General features: G+C 75.2%; 13 protein-coding genes. All 13 read right to left on the bottom strand.

What is annotated here, in order from left to right; genetic code table 11:
• Window positions 1–25: 25 nt before the first annotated feature.
• The 13 genes from lgt to pafA all read right to left on the bottom strand — a co-directional run bounded on the left by lgt (window position 26) and on the right by pafA (window position 13954).
• Entirely contained in the window at window positions 26–1015 is a 990-nt protein-coding gene (gene lgt / locus ISOVA_RS07370) for a prolipoprotein diacylglyceryl transferase (RefSeq protein WP_013838616.1), read from the bottom strand.
• Window positions 1012–1863 (bottom strand): tryptophan synthase subunit alpha, encoded by an 852-nt coding sequence (gene trpA / locus ISOVA_RS07365; RefSeq protein WP_013838615.1) that lies wholly within the window; start codon window positions 1861–1863, stop codon window positions 1012–1014. The genes lgt and trpA overlap by 4 nt, the downstream gene beginning before the upstream one ends.
• The gene (trpB, locus tag ISOVA_RS07360) at window positions 1860–3176 is read right to left on the bottom strand and encodes a tryptophan synthase subunit beta (RefSeq protein ID WP_391540506.1); all 1317 of its coding nucleotides are present in this window, start codon (window positions 3174–3176) and stop codon (window positions 1860–1862) included. The genes trpA and trpB overlap by 4 nt, the downstream gene beginning before the upstream one ends.
• Before the next feature lie 53 nt (window positions 3177–3229).
• A complete protein-coding gene (gene trpC / locus ISOVA_RS07355; protein ID WP_013838613.1) occupies window positions 3230–4054 on the bottom strand; it encodes an indole-3-glycerol phosphate synthase TrpC in 825 nt (274 codons plus the stop codon).
• Window positions 4055–4169: 115 nt separating this feature from the next.
• Window positions 4170–4451 carry an HGxxPAAW family protein gene (locus ISOVA_RS07350; protein ID WP_013838612.1) on the bottom strand — a complete coding sequence of 94 codons (282 nt, stop codon included), beginning with the start codon at window positions 4449–4451 and terminating at the stop codon, window positions 4170–4172.
• Window positions 4452–4489: 38 nt separating this feature from the next.
• Window positions 4490–5023, bottom strand: a complete 534-nt coding sequence (locus ISOVA_RS07345) for a Trp biosynthesis-associated membrane protein (protein ID WP_186004579.1) — start codon at window positions 5021–5023, stop codon at window positions 4490–4492.
• Window positions 5024–5105: 82 nt separating this feature from the next.
• Entirely contained in the window at window positions 5106–6677 is a 1572-nt protein-coding gene (locus tag ISOVA_RS07340) for an anthranilate synthase component I (RefSeq protein ID WP_013838611.1), read from the bottom strand.
• Complete coding sequence (gene hisI / locus ISOVA_RS07335; protein ID WP_041294807.1) at window positions 6674–7060, bottom strand: phosphoribosyl-AMP cyclohydrolase; 387 nt, start codon at window positions 7058–7060, stop codon at window positions 6674–6676. Before hisI ends, ISOVA_RS07340 begins: the two co-directional genes overlap by 4 nt.
• Window positions 7061–7087: 27 nt before the next feature.
• Window positions 7088–8896: an ABC transporter ATP-binding protein gene (locus tag ISOVA_RS07330; RefSeq protein ID WP_013838609.1), complete on the bottom strand. Its 1809-nt coding sequence runs from the start codon at window positions 8894–8896 to the stop codon at window positions 7088–7090.
• Window positions 8893–10821, bottom strand: a complete 1929-nt coding sequence (locus tag ISOVA_RS07325; protein WP_013838608.1) for an ABC transporter ATP-binding protein — start codon at window positions 10819–10821, stop codon at window positions 8893–8895. Before ISOVA_RS07325 ends, ISOVA_RS07330 begins: the two co-directional genes overlap by 4 nt.
• Window positions 10821–11591 carry an imidazole glycerol phosphate synthase subunit HisF gene (gene hisF / locus ISOVA_RS07320; protein WP_013838607.1) on the bottom strand — a complete coding sequence of 257 codons (771 nt, stop codon included), beginning with the start codon at window positions 11589–11591 and terminating at the stop codon, window positions 10821–10823. Before hisF ends, ISOVA_RS07325 begins: the two co-directional genes overlap by 1 nt.
• A gap of 8 nt (window positions 11592–11599) precedes the next feature.
• Window positions 11600–12559, bottom strand: a complete 960-nt coding sequence (locus ISOVA_RS07315) for an FKBP-type peptidyl-prolyl cis-trans isomerase (RefSeq protein WP_013838606.1) — start codon at window positions 12557–12559, stop codon at window positions 11600–11602.
• Between the two features lie 33 nt (window positions 12560–12592).
• On the bottom strand, window positions 12593–13954 hold the full coding sequence (pafA, locus tag ISOVA_RS07310; RefSeq protein ID WP_013838605.1) for a Pup--protein ligase: 1362 nt from the start codon (window positions 13952–13954) through the stop codon (window positions 12593–12595).

Genomic DNA, 13954 nt, shown 5'->3' with positions numbered 1-13954 from the left:
GGGGTGGTTCCCGGGCCGTGCCGCCTCAGGCGCGGGCTGCCGTGCCGGGGTCGGGCCCGGCGGCCTGCGCGTCCTCACCGGCGTCGCCGGTGCTCGTGGTGTCCTCGTCCTCGTCCTCCGCCTGCGCGGGCCGCTCACGGCCCGGCAGCTCGACGCCGTCCTCCCGCCCCGGGCGGAGCCGGCCGACGAGAAAGAACGCGACCAGGGCACCGAGGCCGACGACGATCGACGTCCACACGTTCAGCCGGAGCCCGAGCACGTGCTCGGCGGTGTCGATGCGGAGCATCTCGATCCACACCCTGCCGAGGGTGTAGAGCGCGACGTACGCCCAGAATACCCGCCCATGACCGAGCCTGTACCGGCGGTCGAGCCACACGAGAACGGCGGCCGCGGCGAGGTTCCACAGCAGCTCGTAGAGGAACGTCGGGTGGAACAGCGTCCCCTCCGCGAACGACGTGCCGGTCGTGCGGTTGAGGTGGTCGATGACCTCGGGCGAGATCTCGAGCCCCCAGGGCAGGGTCGTGGGCGCGCCGAACAGCTCCTGGTTGAACCAGTTGCCGAGGCGGCCCACCGCCTGCGCGACCAGGAGCCCGGGCGCGAGCGCGTCGGCGAACGCGGGCAGCCGCACGCCGAGGCGCCGGCAGCCGATCCATGCGCCGACCGCGCCGAGCGCGACCGCGCCCCAGATGCCCAGGCCGCCCTCCCAGACGTACAGGGCGCGCACGGGATCGCCGTCGGGGCCCCAGTACGGGTCGGGCGTCGAGATCACGTGGTAGAGCCGGCCGCCGACGATGCCGAAGGGCACGGCCCAGAAGGCGATCTCGAGCACGTCGTCGGGGTCGCCGCCGCGCGCGGCCCACCGGCGCCCCGTGATCCAGATCGCGACCGCGATGCCCGCGAGGATCGCCAGGGCGTAGGCGCGCACGGGCACGGGCCCGAGGTACCAGGTGTGCTGGTCCGGGCTCGGGATCGACGCCGCGAGCCCCGGCAGGGCCGTGGCGAGCGCGCCCGTCACGGGACGGCCTCGGGCGTCGTGGCGCGGGCGCGCGCGACGCCGTCCGCGAGCTCGCCCGTGAGGCGCCGGAGCGCGTCGAGGCGGGCCGGCCACGGGGCGTCGTCGAGCAGCGTGCGCACGAGCGCCGACCCGACGATGACGCCGTCTGCGTAGCGCCCGACCTCGGCGGCCTGGTCCCCCGTGGAGACGCCGAGGCCGACGCACACGTGCGGCGCGCCGGCCGCGCGCGTGTCGGCCACGAGCCGCTCGGCGCGCGAGCCGACGCTCGCGCGCGCCCCCGTGACGCCCATGGTCGACGCGGCGTACACGAAGCCGCGCGACGCGCGGGCGGTGAGGCGCAGGCGCTCGGTCGTCGAGCTCGGCGCGACGAGGAAGACGCGGTCGAGACCGTGCGCGTCGGAGGCCGCGATCCACTCGCCGGCCTCGTCGGGGATGAGGTCCGGGGTGATGAGCCCGGCACCGCCCGCCGCGGCGAGGTCGCGCGCGAACGCGTCGACGCCGTAGCGCAGCACGGGGTTCCAGTAGCTCATCACGAGGGCGGGCACGCGGCCGCCCGAGTGCCGGGCGACGGCCTCGACGAGCGTGAGGACGTCGCGCACGCGGGTGCCGCCCTCCAGCGCGGCCTCGGCCGCCCGCTGGATGACCGGGCCGTCCATGACCGGGTCGGTGTAGGGGACGCCGACCTCGACGACGTCCACGCCGGCGTCGACCATCGCGAGGGCGGCCTCGACCGAGCGCGGCACGTCGGGGAAGCCGACCGGGAGGTAGCCGACGAGCGCGGCGCGACCCTGGTCGCGCAGCTCGGACAGGCGGGTCGCGGTCCGCGACGTGGTGACCGGGGCGCTCACAGGTTGCCCTCCTCGCTCGTGACCGTCTCGACGACGGCCTCGTCCCCGCCGACGTCGTCGAGCAGCCCGAACCAGCGCGCGGCCGTGGCCACGTCCTTGTCCCCGCGGCCCGAGAGGTTGACGAGGACCACCAGGTCGGTCCGGCCCTCGGCGACCGCCGCGCGCCCGACGCGCAGCGCGCCGGCGAGCGCGTGCGCGGACTCGATGGCGGGGATGATCCCCTCGGTGCGGCACAGGAGCCGGAACGCCTCCATGGCCTCGTCGTCGGTCACCGGCTCGTACGTCGCGCGGCCCATGTCGTGGAGCCACGCGTGCGCGGGCCCGACGCTCGGGTAGTCGAGGCCGGCCGAGACGGAGTGGCTCGGCAGCGTCTGCCCGTCGTCGTCCTGCAGCAGGTACGACCGGGCGCCGTGCAGCACGCCGGGCGCGCCGCCGGAGAAGCGGGCCGCGTGGCGGCCGGTCTCGACGCCCTCGCCGCCGGCCTCGAAGCCGTGGAGGGCCACGCCCTCGTCGTCGAGGAAGGCGTTGAAGATGCCCAGGGCGTTGGACCCGCCGCCGACGCACGCGGCGACGGCGTCGGGCAGCCGGCCGACGCGCTCGAGCACCTGCTCGCGCGCCTCCTCGCCGATGATGCGGTGGAACTCGCGCACCATCTCGGGGAACGGGTGCGGGCCGGTGACGGTGCCCAGCAGGTAGTGCGTGGTCTCGACGTTGGTGACCCAGTCGCGCAGCGCCTCGTTGATCGCGTCCTTGAGCGTGCGCGTGCCGATCGTCACGGGCACGACCTCGGCTCCGAGCAGGCGCATGCGCGCGACGTTGAGGGCCTGTCGGCGCGTGTCCTCCTCGCCCATGTACACGACGCACTCGAGCCCGAGCAGCGCGGCGGCCGTCGCGGTCGCGACGCCGTGCTGGCCCGCGCCCGTCTCGGCGATGACGCGCGTCTTGCCCATGCGCTTGACGAGCAGCGCCTGGCCGAGCACGTTGTTGATCTTGTGCGAGCCCGTGTGGTTGAGGTCCTCGCGCTTGAGCAGGATCCGGACGTCGCCCGGAGCGCCGCCCGCGTGCTCGGCGAAGCGCGGCACCTCGGTCAGCGGCGACGGGCGCCCGGTGTACTCGCGGTGCAGGCGCGCGAGCTCGTCGCGGAAGACGGGGTCGCCGAGCGCCTTGCGGTACTCGGTCTCGAGCTCGTCGAGCGCCGAGATCAGGGCCTCGGGCACGAAGCGACCGCCGAACTCGCCGAAGTACGGTCCGGGCTGGTCGGCGAGGCGGCCGAGCACCTGGTGCGCCAGGGTCTCGGTCAGCGCGTCGCGCACGGGCTCGCTCGAGGGCACGGGTGGTTCTCCTTGGACGGGGGCGGGCAGGGACGTCACGGCTGGGCCGCGGGGCGCACCGACCACAGGGCCGGGTGCTGCCCGGCGGCGACCAGGTCCGCCACGGACTGCCGGGGCGCGGCGTCGGTCACGAGCGCCTCCCCCACGAGGACGGCGTGCGCGCCGGCGCGCGCGTACTCCATGACGTCGTGCGGCCCGCGCACGCCGGACTCGGCGACGCGCACGACGTCGTCGGGGATGTGCGGGGCGAGGCGCGCGAAGGTGCTGCGGTCGACCTCGAGCGTCTTGAGGTCGCGCGCGTTGACGCCGACGATCCGGGCACCGGCGTCGAGCGCGCGGTGCACCTCCTCGACCGTGTGGGCCTCGACGAGCGCCGTCATGCCGAGCGAGTGCACGCGCTCGACGAGCGACGTCAGCACGGTCTGCTCGAGCGCGGCGACGATGAGCAGGACGAGGTCCGCGCCGTGGGCGCGGGCCTCCCACACCTGGTACGGGGTGACGACGAAGTCCTTGCGCAGCACCGGCACGTCGACCCGGGCGCGCACGGCGTCGAGGTCCGCCAGGCTGCCGCGGAACCGGCGCTCCTCCGTGAGGACGGAGATCGCGCTCGCGCCGCCCTGGGCGTACTCGACCGCGAGCGCCGCGGGGTCCGTGATCGGGGCGAGCGCGCCCTTGCTCGGGCTCGAGCGCTTGACCTCGGCGATCACGGCGACGCGGTCCTCGGACAGCAGCCGGCTGCAGCACTCGAGCGCCCCGGGCACGCGGGCGGCGCGCTCCTTGAGCTCGTCGAGCGAGGTGCGCGCCTGGCGCACGGCGAGGTCCTCGCGGACCCCCGCGACGATGTCCTCCAGGACCGTCATGCTCTACCTCCCCGTGGCGCCGGTGCGTTCTCGTCGGTGCTGACATCGTAGGCCCGTCTCAGAGTGAGACCGACCACGGCTCCGCAGTGCGAGACGGCGCGGCCGCCCGGGGGTGTCAGTGGCGGTGGCCGGAGGACTGGCGCTGCGGGGTCACGCCGGGCTTCGCCTGCCCGTAGCCCATGTTGCGCAGGACGAGCCCGGCGAGGCACGCGAGCAGCACGACGCCCATGCCGACCCAGAAGATCACGGCCTGCGCGACGACGACGCCGATCGCCGCGACGAGCGCACCGAGCATGATCCCGATCATCGCGGTCCAGGCCGCGACCGTGTGGCCGTGGTTGGTGGGCGGGACGGCCGGCGGGAGGTAGGCGATCTCGGCGTTCGACTTGTCGGTCATGGGTGGCTTTGCCTTTCGTGACGTGGTGCGGTCCCAGCCTATCGGTCCGCGGACGGGTCGGTGCCGCGCGACAGCGCGTCCCAGTCGTCGTGCGCGTCCGGTGCGTCACCCCCCGCGCCGTCGCCGGCGGCCGGGCCTGCGTCAGGTGCGTCCGTGCCCGTCGACGACACGCTCGTGCCGGCCCCACGATCGCTCCCCACGTGGGGGCGCCGAGCGCGGCGAGCGCCGCGGCGGACGACGACGAGGACGCCGACGGCGGCGGCGAGCCACGGCCAGGGCGTGAGGGCGACCGGCGAGGCGAGGTCGGTGACGCCCGTCGCGTCGGTCGTGCCGGTGGTCGTCGCGGGGACCGGGTCGGCGAGCACGGCCGCGGCCGACGCGGTGACCAGGACGCCCGCGAGCGCGGTCACCCCCAGGGCGAGCCAGCGCGCGACCCGCCCGGCGATCGCGAGCACGAGGCCCGCCGCGAGCACGACGAGCCCGGCCGCGCCGACGCGGGGGCGGCCGTCGTGCCCGCGACCTCGACCGCGACGTCGGCCTCGAGCGCCGTGGAGACGCTCGTGCGGACCCACGTCGGCACGGCGGTGCCGAGCGCCGCTCCGCCGAGCGCCACGAGGAGCCACACGGCGCGGGACCGTGAGCGCAGCGCGGGGCTCACAGCGAGCCGAACCTCGCGGCGAGCTGGACGGCGCGCACCGCGGCCGCCGCCTTGTTGCGCGACTCGGCGTACTCGAGCGCCGGGACCGAGTCGGCGACGATGCCGCCCCCCGCCTGGACGGAGGCGCGCCCGTCGCGGATGAACGCGGTGCGGATGGCGATGGCCATGTCCATGTTGCCGCCGAGGTCGAAGTACCCGACGGTGCCGCCGTAGATGCCGCGCGACGCCGGCTCGAGCTCGTCGATGAGGGCGATCGCGCGCGGCTTCGGCGCCCCGGACAGCGTCCCGGCCGGGAACGTCGCGCGCAGCGCGTCGAGCGCGGTCGCGCCGGGCCGCAGCCGTCCCACGACGGTCGAGCACAGGTGCATGATGTGGCTGAACCGGCGCGTGGCCATGAACTCGACGACCTCGACGCTCGTCGGCTCGCACACCTTGACCAGGTCGTTGCGCGACAGGTCGACGAGCATGAGGTGCTCGGCGCGCTCCTTGGGGTCGGCGAGCAGCTCCTCGCCGAGCGCCACGTCCTCCTCGACCGTCGCCCCGCGCGGGCGCGAGCCCGCGATGGGGTACGTCGTCACGTGGCCCTCGGTGACCTTGACGAGCGTCTCGGGGCTCGAGCCGACGACCGCGAAGTCGCGGCCGGCCGGGTCGGTGAGGTGGAAGTAGTACATGTACGGGCTGGGGTTGATCGTCCGCAGCGCCCGGTACACGTCGAGCGGGTCGGCAGGGCAGTCGAGGTCGAGCCGCTGGGACAGCACGACCTGGAAGACCTCGCCGTCGCGGATGGCCTCCTGACCCGCGCGGACGGCGGCCTCGAACTCGTCGCGCGTCGAGCGGAACTCGAGCTCGGGCACGACGACGTCGGCCTCGTCGCGCAGGATCGTCCGCACGCCCGGCGCCGGCGCGGCGAGGCGGGCGGCGAGGGCGTCGAGCCGCGCGACGGCGTCCGCGTGCGCCTCGTCGACGCGCTCGTCGGTGTCGTCGGCGTTGATCGCGTTGGCCACGAGCCAGACCGAGCCGGTGTGGTGGTCGACCGCGACGAGGTCCGTGGCGAGGCACAGCGTGAGCTCGGGCACGCCGAGCTCGTCGGGCGCGGTCGCGGGCAGCGTCGGCTCCCAGTGCCGCACGACGTCCCACCCCAGGGCGCCCGCCATGCCGCCCGTGAGCGGCGGCAGACCCTCGATCGGCGGCGTGCGCAGCGCCTCGAGCGTCGCGCCGAGGACGTCGAGCACGTCGCCCGACGTCGGCACGCCGACCGGGACGTCGCCCGTCCAGACGGCCTGGCCGCCGTCGGAGCTCAGCGTGGCGCGGGACGCGACGCCGACGAACGACCAGCGCGACCACACGCCCGACGCCTCGGCCGACTCGAGCACGAACGTGCCCGGGCGCCCCTGCGCGAGCGTCCGGTACAGGCCGACGGGCGTGACGTCGTCGGCGAGCACCCGACGCACGACGGGGATGACGCGCCGGTCGCGCGCGAGCTCGCGGAACGTCTCGAGCCGCGGCCAGGTCGCGCCCCAGGCGAGGTCGTCCGCGGTCGGGGCGGGGCTGAACGTGTCCGCGGTCACCGGTCCTCCTCGACGACGGCGGGCAGCTCGCCGCCCGCCTCGAAGCACGTGCGCGCACCCGTGTGGCACGCGGCGCCCACCTGGTCGACCTTGACGAGCAGCGCGTCGCCGTCGCAGTCGATCGCGACCGACCGCACGTGCTGGACGTGGCCCGAGGTGTCCCCCTTGCGCCAGTACTCCTGCCGCGAGCGGCTCCAGAACGTGACGCGGCCGGTCGTCAGGGTGCGGTGCAGGGCCTCGTCGTCCATCCAGCCGAGCATGAGCACCTCGCCGGTGTCGTGCTGCTGCACGATCGCGGCGACGAGGCCGGCGTCGTCACGCTTGAGGCGCGCCGCCACGGCGGGGTCGAGCGGGCTGTCGATCAGGTCAGGCACGCGGGTCATCCTCCCACGTCGGGCGGGCGGCCGGGGTCACCGGGTCTGCGCGACCCAGCTCGCGTGCATGCGCGCGTACACACCGCCCGCGGCGGCGAGCTCGTCGTGCGGGCCGACCTCGACGACGTTCCCCTCGTCGACCACGACGACGAGGTCGCTGGCCTCCGCGGTCGACAGGCGGTGCGCGATCGTGATCGTCGAGCGTCCCGAGGTCAGCGTGTCGAGGGCGCGCGCGATGCGGACCTCGGTCGCCGGGTCGACCGCGGACGTCGCCTCGTCGAGCACGAGGAGGTCGCCGGCCGCGAGGTAGGCGCGCGCCATCGCGACGAGCTGGCGCTCCCCCGCGCTGAGCGACTCCCCGCGCTGCCCGACGTCGGTGTCGAGGCCCGCGGGCAGGTCCTCCACCCAGTCGGTGAGGCCGAGGGCGTCGAAGGCCTCGCGGACCCGCTCGCGCACGGCCGGGTCGTCGGCGCCCGCGGGCGGGAGGTCGCGCAGCCCGTAGGCGACGTTCTGCGCGACCGTCCCGTCGAAGAGGAAGCCCTCCTGCGGCACGAGCACCACGCGCTCGCGCAGCGAGTCGAGCCGGATGTCGCGCAGGTCGACGCCGTCGAGGAGCACCTGGCCCTCGGTCGGGTCCATGAGGCGGGCGACCAGCTTGGCGATCGTCGTCTTGCCCGAGCCTGTCTGCCCGACCACCGCGACCTTGGTGCGGGCGGGGAGCTCGAGGTCGACGCCGTGGAGCACCTCGGGCCCGTCGGGGTAGGCGAACCGCACGCCGCGCAGGCTCACCGCGGCGGGGCCGCGCGGGCTGACGACGCCGCGCTCGCCCGGGTCGGCGACGTCGACGGGGGTCTCGACGACGGCGAGCACGCGCCGCCAGCCGGCGATCGCGTTCTGCAGCTCGTTGAGGATCTCCGTGGCCATCTGCACCGGACCGGTGAACAGCTGCACGAGGAAGAGGAACGCCACGAGCTGGCCCGCGCTGAGCCCGCCGCCCACGCCGAGGTGCGAGCCCACGACCACGACGACCGCGAGCACGACGTTCGCCATGAGCGTGCCGGACGAGAACACGCTCGCGACGAGCACCTGGGCGTGCGCCTGCGCCCGCCGCGTGGCGTCGATGGCGGCGTCGACGCGCCGGCCGGTCCGGTCGGCGACGCCGTACGCGCGGACGGTCTCGGCACCGACGACGGCCTCGGAGATCGCGCCGAGCATCGCGCCCGTGCGGGCGCGGACCGCGCCGTACGCCCGGCTGACGTACCGCTGCGCGGTGCGCAGCACGAGGAACAGCGGCACGAAGCACGCCCACACCACGAGGGTGAGCTGCCACGAGTAGACCGCCATGAGCACGGTCGCGACGATCACCTGGAGCGTCGAGACGAGCAGCATGATGCCGCCCCACTGGACGAACAGCGAGATCGTGTCGACGTCGCTCGTCACGCGCGAGACGAGCGCGCCGCGCCGCTCCGTCCCCTGCGACAGGGTCGACAGGTCGTGCACGTGGCGGAACGCGCGCACGCGCAGGCTCGCGAGCCCCGCCTCGGTCGAGCGGAACAGCCGCACGTTGACGAGCGCCGAGCAGAGCCCGGCGACGAGGATCGCGCCCGCCGCGACCGCGGCCATGAGCGCGACGCGGCCGGCGTCCGGGCCGCCCGTGGACAGGATGCCGTCGTCGATCGTGCGCTGGACCGCGATCGGCACGACGACGCGGCCCGCGGCGGCGAGCACCGCGAGCGCGAGCGTGAGCCACAGGCCGTCCACGATCTGCGGCGAGATCTGCACGCCGCGGCGCAGCGTCGCCAGGACGCCGAGCTCGCTCGCCGTCGCGATGCGCGAGTCGCTCACCGGGCCACCTCCTCGGGCTCGTCGCTGTCGAGGGCCACCAGGTCGTCCACCGGGTCGACCTGCTCGCCCGCGGCGCGCTCGTCCGCGAGCTCGCGCGCCCGGCGCGCCGTCTCCTCCTCGTACGCCGTGGCGAGCTCGCGGTACCCGGGGTCCCGCGCGAGCAGCTCGGCGTGGGTCCCGACGTCGACCACGCGGCCGCCCTCGAGGTGCACGACGACGTCCGCGAGCGCCACCGACGACATGCGGTAGGCGACCATGACGACGGTCGTGGCCCGCCGGCCGCTCGCCGTCCGCTCGGCCGCGAGCCCGGCGAGGATGTCCTGCTCGACGCGCGGGTCGACGGCGCTCGTCGCGTCGTCGAGCACGAGCAGCCGGGGGCGGCGCACGAGCGCGCGGGCGATCGCGAGGCGCTGGCGCTGGCCGCCGGACAGGTTGGCGCCGCGCTCGCCCAGCGGGGCGTCGAGGCCGTCCGGGAGCGCGCGCACCACGCCGTCGACGCGCGCGAGGCGCAGCGCCTCCCACACCTGCTCGTCGCTCGGGGCGCCGGGGGCGCCGTCGTCGGCGAGCGTGACGTTGGCGCGCACGGTGTCCTCGAAGACGAACGTCTGCTGCGCCACGAGCGCGACCTGGGCGGGCACCTCGCCGTCGGCGAGCGTGCGCACGTCGACGCCGTCGAGCAGCACGCGCCCGCGCGTCGGGTCGCTGAGCCGCGCGAGCAGCGAGACCAGGGTCGTCTTGCCGCTGCCCGTGGTGCCCACGATCGCGACGGTCGAGCCCGGCTCGACGTCGAGCGTGACGTCGTCGACCAGCGTCGCGGTCCGGCCGGCCGCCGGGACGTCGACGCCGACGTGCTCGAGGCGGACCGCCAGCCCGCCCTCGCGCCGCGGCAGGGGTGCGCTGCCGGGCTCGATCGAGCCGCGGGCGTCGAGCACGCGGGCGATGCGCTCGTACCCGACGAGGCCGCGCGGCAGCTCGCCGAGGACCCAGCCGAAGGCGCGCACCGGGACCGCCATGATCGTCAGGAGGTACCCCGCGGTGACGACGTCGCCGGCGTCGACCGCCCCGCTCGCGGCACGCCAGGCGCCGACGCCGAGCACGAGCAGCGTGCCGAGCGACGGGAGGAGCTCGATGACCGGGTCGAAGATCGCGCGCACCGTCCCGACCCGCACGTTCGCCGCCCGCAGCGCGTCGGTGCGCGCGGCGAAGCGCTCCTCCTCGCGGTCGGCCGTGCCGAGGGACTTGACGAGCAGCGCGGCCTCGAAGCTCTCGTGCGCGACGTCGGCCACCTCGGCGCGCAGCTGCTGGGCGCGCGTCGCGGCCGGCGACATGTACTTCTGGAACACGAGGTTCGCGCCGATCGCGGCGGGGATGACGAGCAGCGCGGCCGCGGCGAGCCACAGGTCGATGCGCACGAGCATGACCGTCGCCACGCCGATCATGACGACGACGCCGAGCGCGAACGGCAGCGGGTTGAACACGCCCGTCGCGGCCTCGACGTCGGCGCTCGCGTTGGACAGCAGCTGGCCCGTGGGGTGGGAGCGGTGCCACGACATCGGCAGGCGCAGGTACTGGCGCGTCACGCCGCGACGGTGGTGCGCCTGGATGTTCGCGTACCCGAAGCCCGCGAAGATGCGCCGCGCGGCGACCGACAGGGCGAGCGTGAGCGCGACCGCGCCGAGCACGAGCCCGGCCTGCCAGATGCGCGCCTGCGCCTGCGGGTCCCCGCCGATCGCGGGCACGACGACGGCGTCCGTGGCCCAGCCGACGGACCGGCTCACCGCGACCGTCGCGGCGCCGAAGAGGGCCGAGGCCAGGACGGCGACCACGTAGACGCGCGGCTCGGAGCGCATGCCGCGCCACATGAGCGCGGCCGAGCGCCGGACCCGCGACCCGGTGAGGGCGGCGGGGCGGGGTGCGTCGGCCATCAGCGGACCTCGACGCCGGCCGCGCGCATGGCGTCCTTGACCTGGGCAACCGTGAGGACGCCGAAGTGGAAGACGCTCGCGGCGAGCACCGCGTCCGCGCCGGCGCGCGCCGCCGCGACGAAGTGCTCGGGCGTGCCGGCCCCGCCCGAGGCGACGAGCGGCACGTCGACGCGCGCCCGCACCGCCTCGATCATCTCCAGGTCGAAGCCCGCCGTCGTGCCGTCCGCGTCCATCGAGTTGAGCAGGATCTCGCCCGCGCCCAGCCGCGCGGCCCGCTCGGCCCACTCGACCGCGTCGATGCCCGTGCCGCGGCGGCCGCCGTGCGTCGTGACCTCGTAGCCCGACGGCGTCGTGACCTCGCCCGTGACGCGCCGCGCGTCGACCGACAGCGTGAGGACCTGCCGGCCGAAGCGCTCGGCGATCTCGGCGACGAGCTCGGGGCGCGCGATCGCGGCCGTGTTGACGCCCACCTTGTCGGCGCCCGCGCGCAGCAGCCGGTCGACGTCCTCGGTCGAGCGGACGCCGCCGCCGACCGTGAGCGGGACGAAGACCTGCTCGGCCGTGCGGCGCACGACGTCGACCATGGTCTCGCGCCCGCCCGACGACGCGGACACGTCGAGGAAGGTCACCTCGTCGGCGCCCTCGGCGTCGTACCGGGACGCGAGCTCGACGGGGTCGCCCGCGTCGCGGAGGTTCTCGAAGTTGACGCCCTTGACCACCCGGCCGGCGTCGACGTCGAGGCACGGGATCACACGGACGGCGACGGACATGCGTGGCTTCACCCCTGGGCGTTGTCGGAGGACTCGGCAGGCTCCTGCGCGGACGGCTCGGGCGGGTCGACCACCGGACGGTGGGCGTCGAGGATGTCGACCACGTACACGAGCGTCTCGTCGGCGAGGTCGCTGGTGGTGCCACCGTATCCGAGGTGGGGCGGCACCACGAGCAGCACCTGCGAGCCGACGGTCTGCTCGAGCAGCCCCTGGTCCCAGCCCTCGACGAGCTGCCCGACGCCGATCGTCACCGTCTGGGGCGGCGTGCCCGGCGACCACGTCGTGTCGAAGACCGAGCCGTCGCTCCACCGCACCGCGGTGAAGCGGACGGTGAGGACGTCGCCGATGCGCACCTGCGGCCCCGTCCCGCGCACGAGCGGGGCGATCACGAGGTCGCCCGGCGGCTCGGCGTCGGCCGGGACCGAGACGGTCGGGGCGCCGTCGGCGGTGCGGCTCACGGCGGGCAGGCCCGCGGCCGGCTCGACCTCGCTGCCGGTCGCACGGGTCGGCAGGACGTCGACGACGAGCACCACGGGCACCCCGTCGTCCTCGTCGAGCACGAGCACCCGGGCACCGGCGCGCTGCCCGCGCAGCGTCTCGTACAGGTTCGGGCCGAGCGCGCTCTCGGACATGGTCGTCCAGGTCGGCGCGTCGGCCCACGTGTCCTGGATCACCGAGCGGTCGCGGCCGTCCTCGGCGTACAGGTGCAGCAGCATCGGCCGGCCCTCCTCGACGGGGTCGCCCGTGCCCGACCACACGGTGCGTGCGCCGGGACGGGTCACCGCGAACGGCGTCGCGTAGTCGAGGACCGGCCGCTCGCGGGACGAGCCGGCGACCTGGACGGGGGCCTGGCTCGGCGCGGGCGACGGCGCGACTTCGGCGAGGACCGACGACACGGCCCCGCAGCCCGTGAGCGCGAGGGCACCCACGAGCACGGCGGTGAGCGTCAGGGCGAGTCGGCGGAGCACCGCGACAGTCTGCCACGGCCCGGCCGGGTGCCCTCACATCGACTCGATGAGCCGCTCGACGCGCTCGTCGACGCTGCGGAACGGGTCCTTGCACAGGACCGTGCGCTGGGCCTGGTCGTTGAGCTTGAGGTGCACCCAGTCGACCGTGTAGTCGCGCCGCGCCTCCTGGGCCGCGCGCACGAAGTCGCCGCGCAGCTTGGCCCGCGTGGTCTGCGGCGGGATCGCGGTCGACTCGAAGATCTCGACGTCGGTCGTGACGCGCTCGACCATCCCCCGCGCGACGAGGAGGTTGTACAGGCCCTCGGTCCGGGAGATGTCGTGGTACGCCAGGTCGAGGCGGGCGACGCGCGGGTCGTCCAGAGCGAGCCCGTGCTTGGCCCGGTACCGCTCGATGAGGCGCAGCTTGATGACCCAGTCGAGCTCGCGCTCCACGAGCGACAGGTCGCCCGTCTCGAGCGCGCGCAGCCCGCGCTCCCACAGGTCGAGGACCTGCTTGACGACGGGGGTCGGGTCGAGGTGGGCGTCGACGTGCTCGCGCACCCGCTGGAAGTACTCGGCCTGGATGTCGACCGCCGTCGCCGTGCGCCCGCTCGCGAGCTGCACCGGGTGCAGGCCCGTGCGGTCGTGGCTGATCTCCCGGATGGCGCGGATCGGGTTCTCGAGCGTGAGGTCGCGCATGGGCACGCCGGCCTCGACGAGGCGCAGGACCAGGTCCGTCGCACCCACCTTGAGCATCGTCGTCGGCTCGGCCATCGACGAGTCGCCCACGATGACGTGCAGCCGCCGGTAGCTCTCGGCGTCGGCGTGCGGCTCGTCGCGCGTGTTGATGATGGGCCGCGAGCGGGTCGTCGCGCTCGAGACCGCCTCCCAGATGTGGTCGGCGCGCTGCGACAGGCAGTACACCGCGCCGCGCGGCGTCGCGAGCACCTTCCCGGCGCCCGTGAGCACCTGCCGCGTGATGAGGAACGGCACCAGCACCTCGGACAGGCGCGAGAAGTCGCCCTGGCGGCGCACGAGGTAGTTCTCGTGGCAGCCGTACGAGTTGCCCGCCGAGTCGGTGTTGTTCTTGAACAGGTGCACCTTGCCGGGCAGGCCCTCGTGCTCGAGGCGCTGCTGCGCGTCCGCGACCAGGCCCTCGAGGATGCGCTCGCCCCCGCGGTCGTACGCGACGAGCTGGCGCACGTCGTCGCACTCGGCCGTGGCGTACTCGGGGTGCGAGCCGACGTCGAGGTAGAGGCGCGAGCCGTTGCGCAGGAACACGTTCGACGAGCGTCCCCACGCGACGACCTTGCGGAAGAGGTACCGGGCGACCTCGTCCGCCGACAGCCCGCGGCCGTCCTCGGCGGCGCACGTCACCCCGTACTCGGTCTCCAGACCGAAGATCCTGCGGTCCAT

Origin of the sequence: Isoptericola variabilis 225, from assembly GCF_000215105.1 — a bacterium.
In the GTDB taxonomy this organism is placed as follows: domain Bacteria; phylum Actinomycetota; class Actinomycetes; order Actinomycetales; family Cellulomonadaceae; genus Isoptericola; species Isoptericola variabilis_A.
Note: the sequence above shows the minus strand (reverse complement) of the source record. Positions and strands in the feature narration are given on the sequence as shown.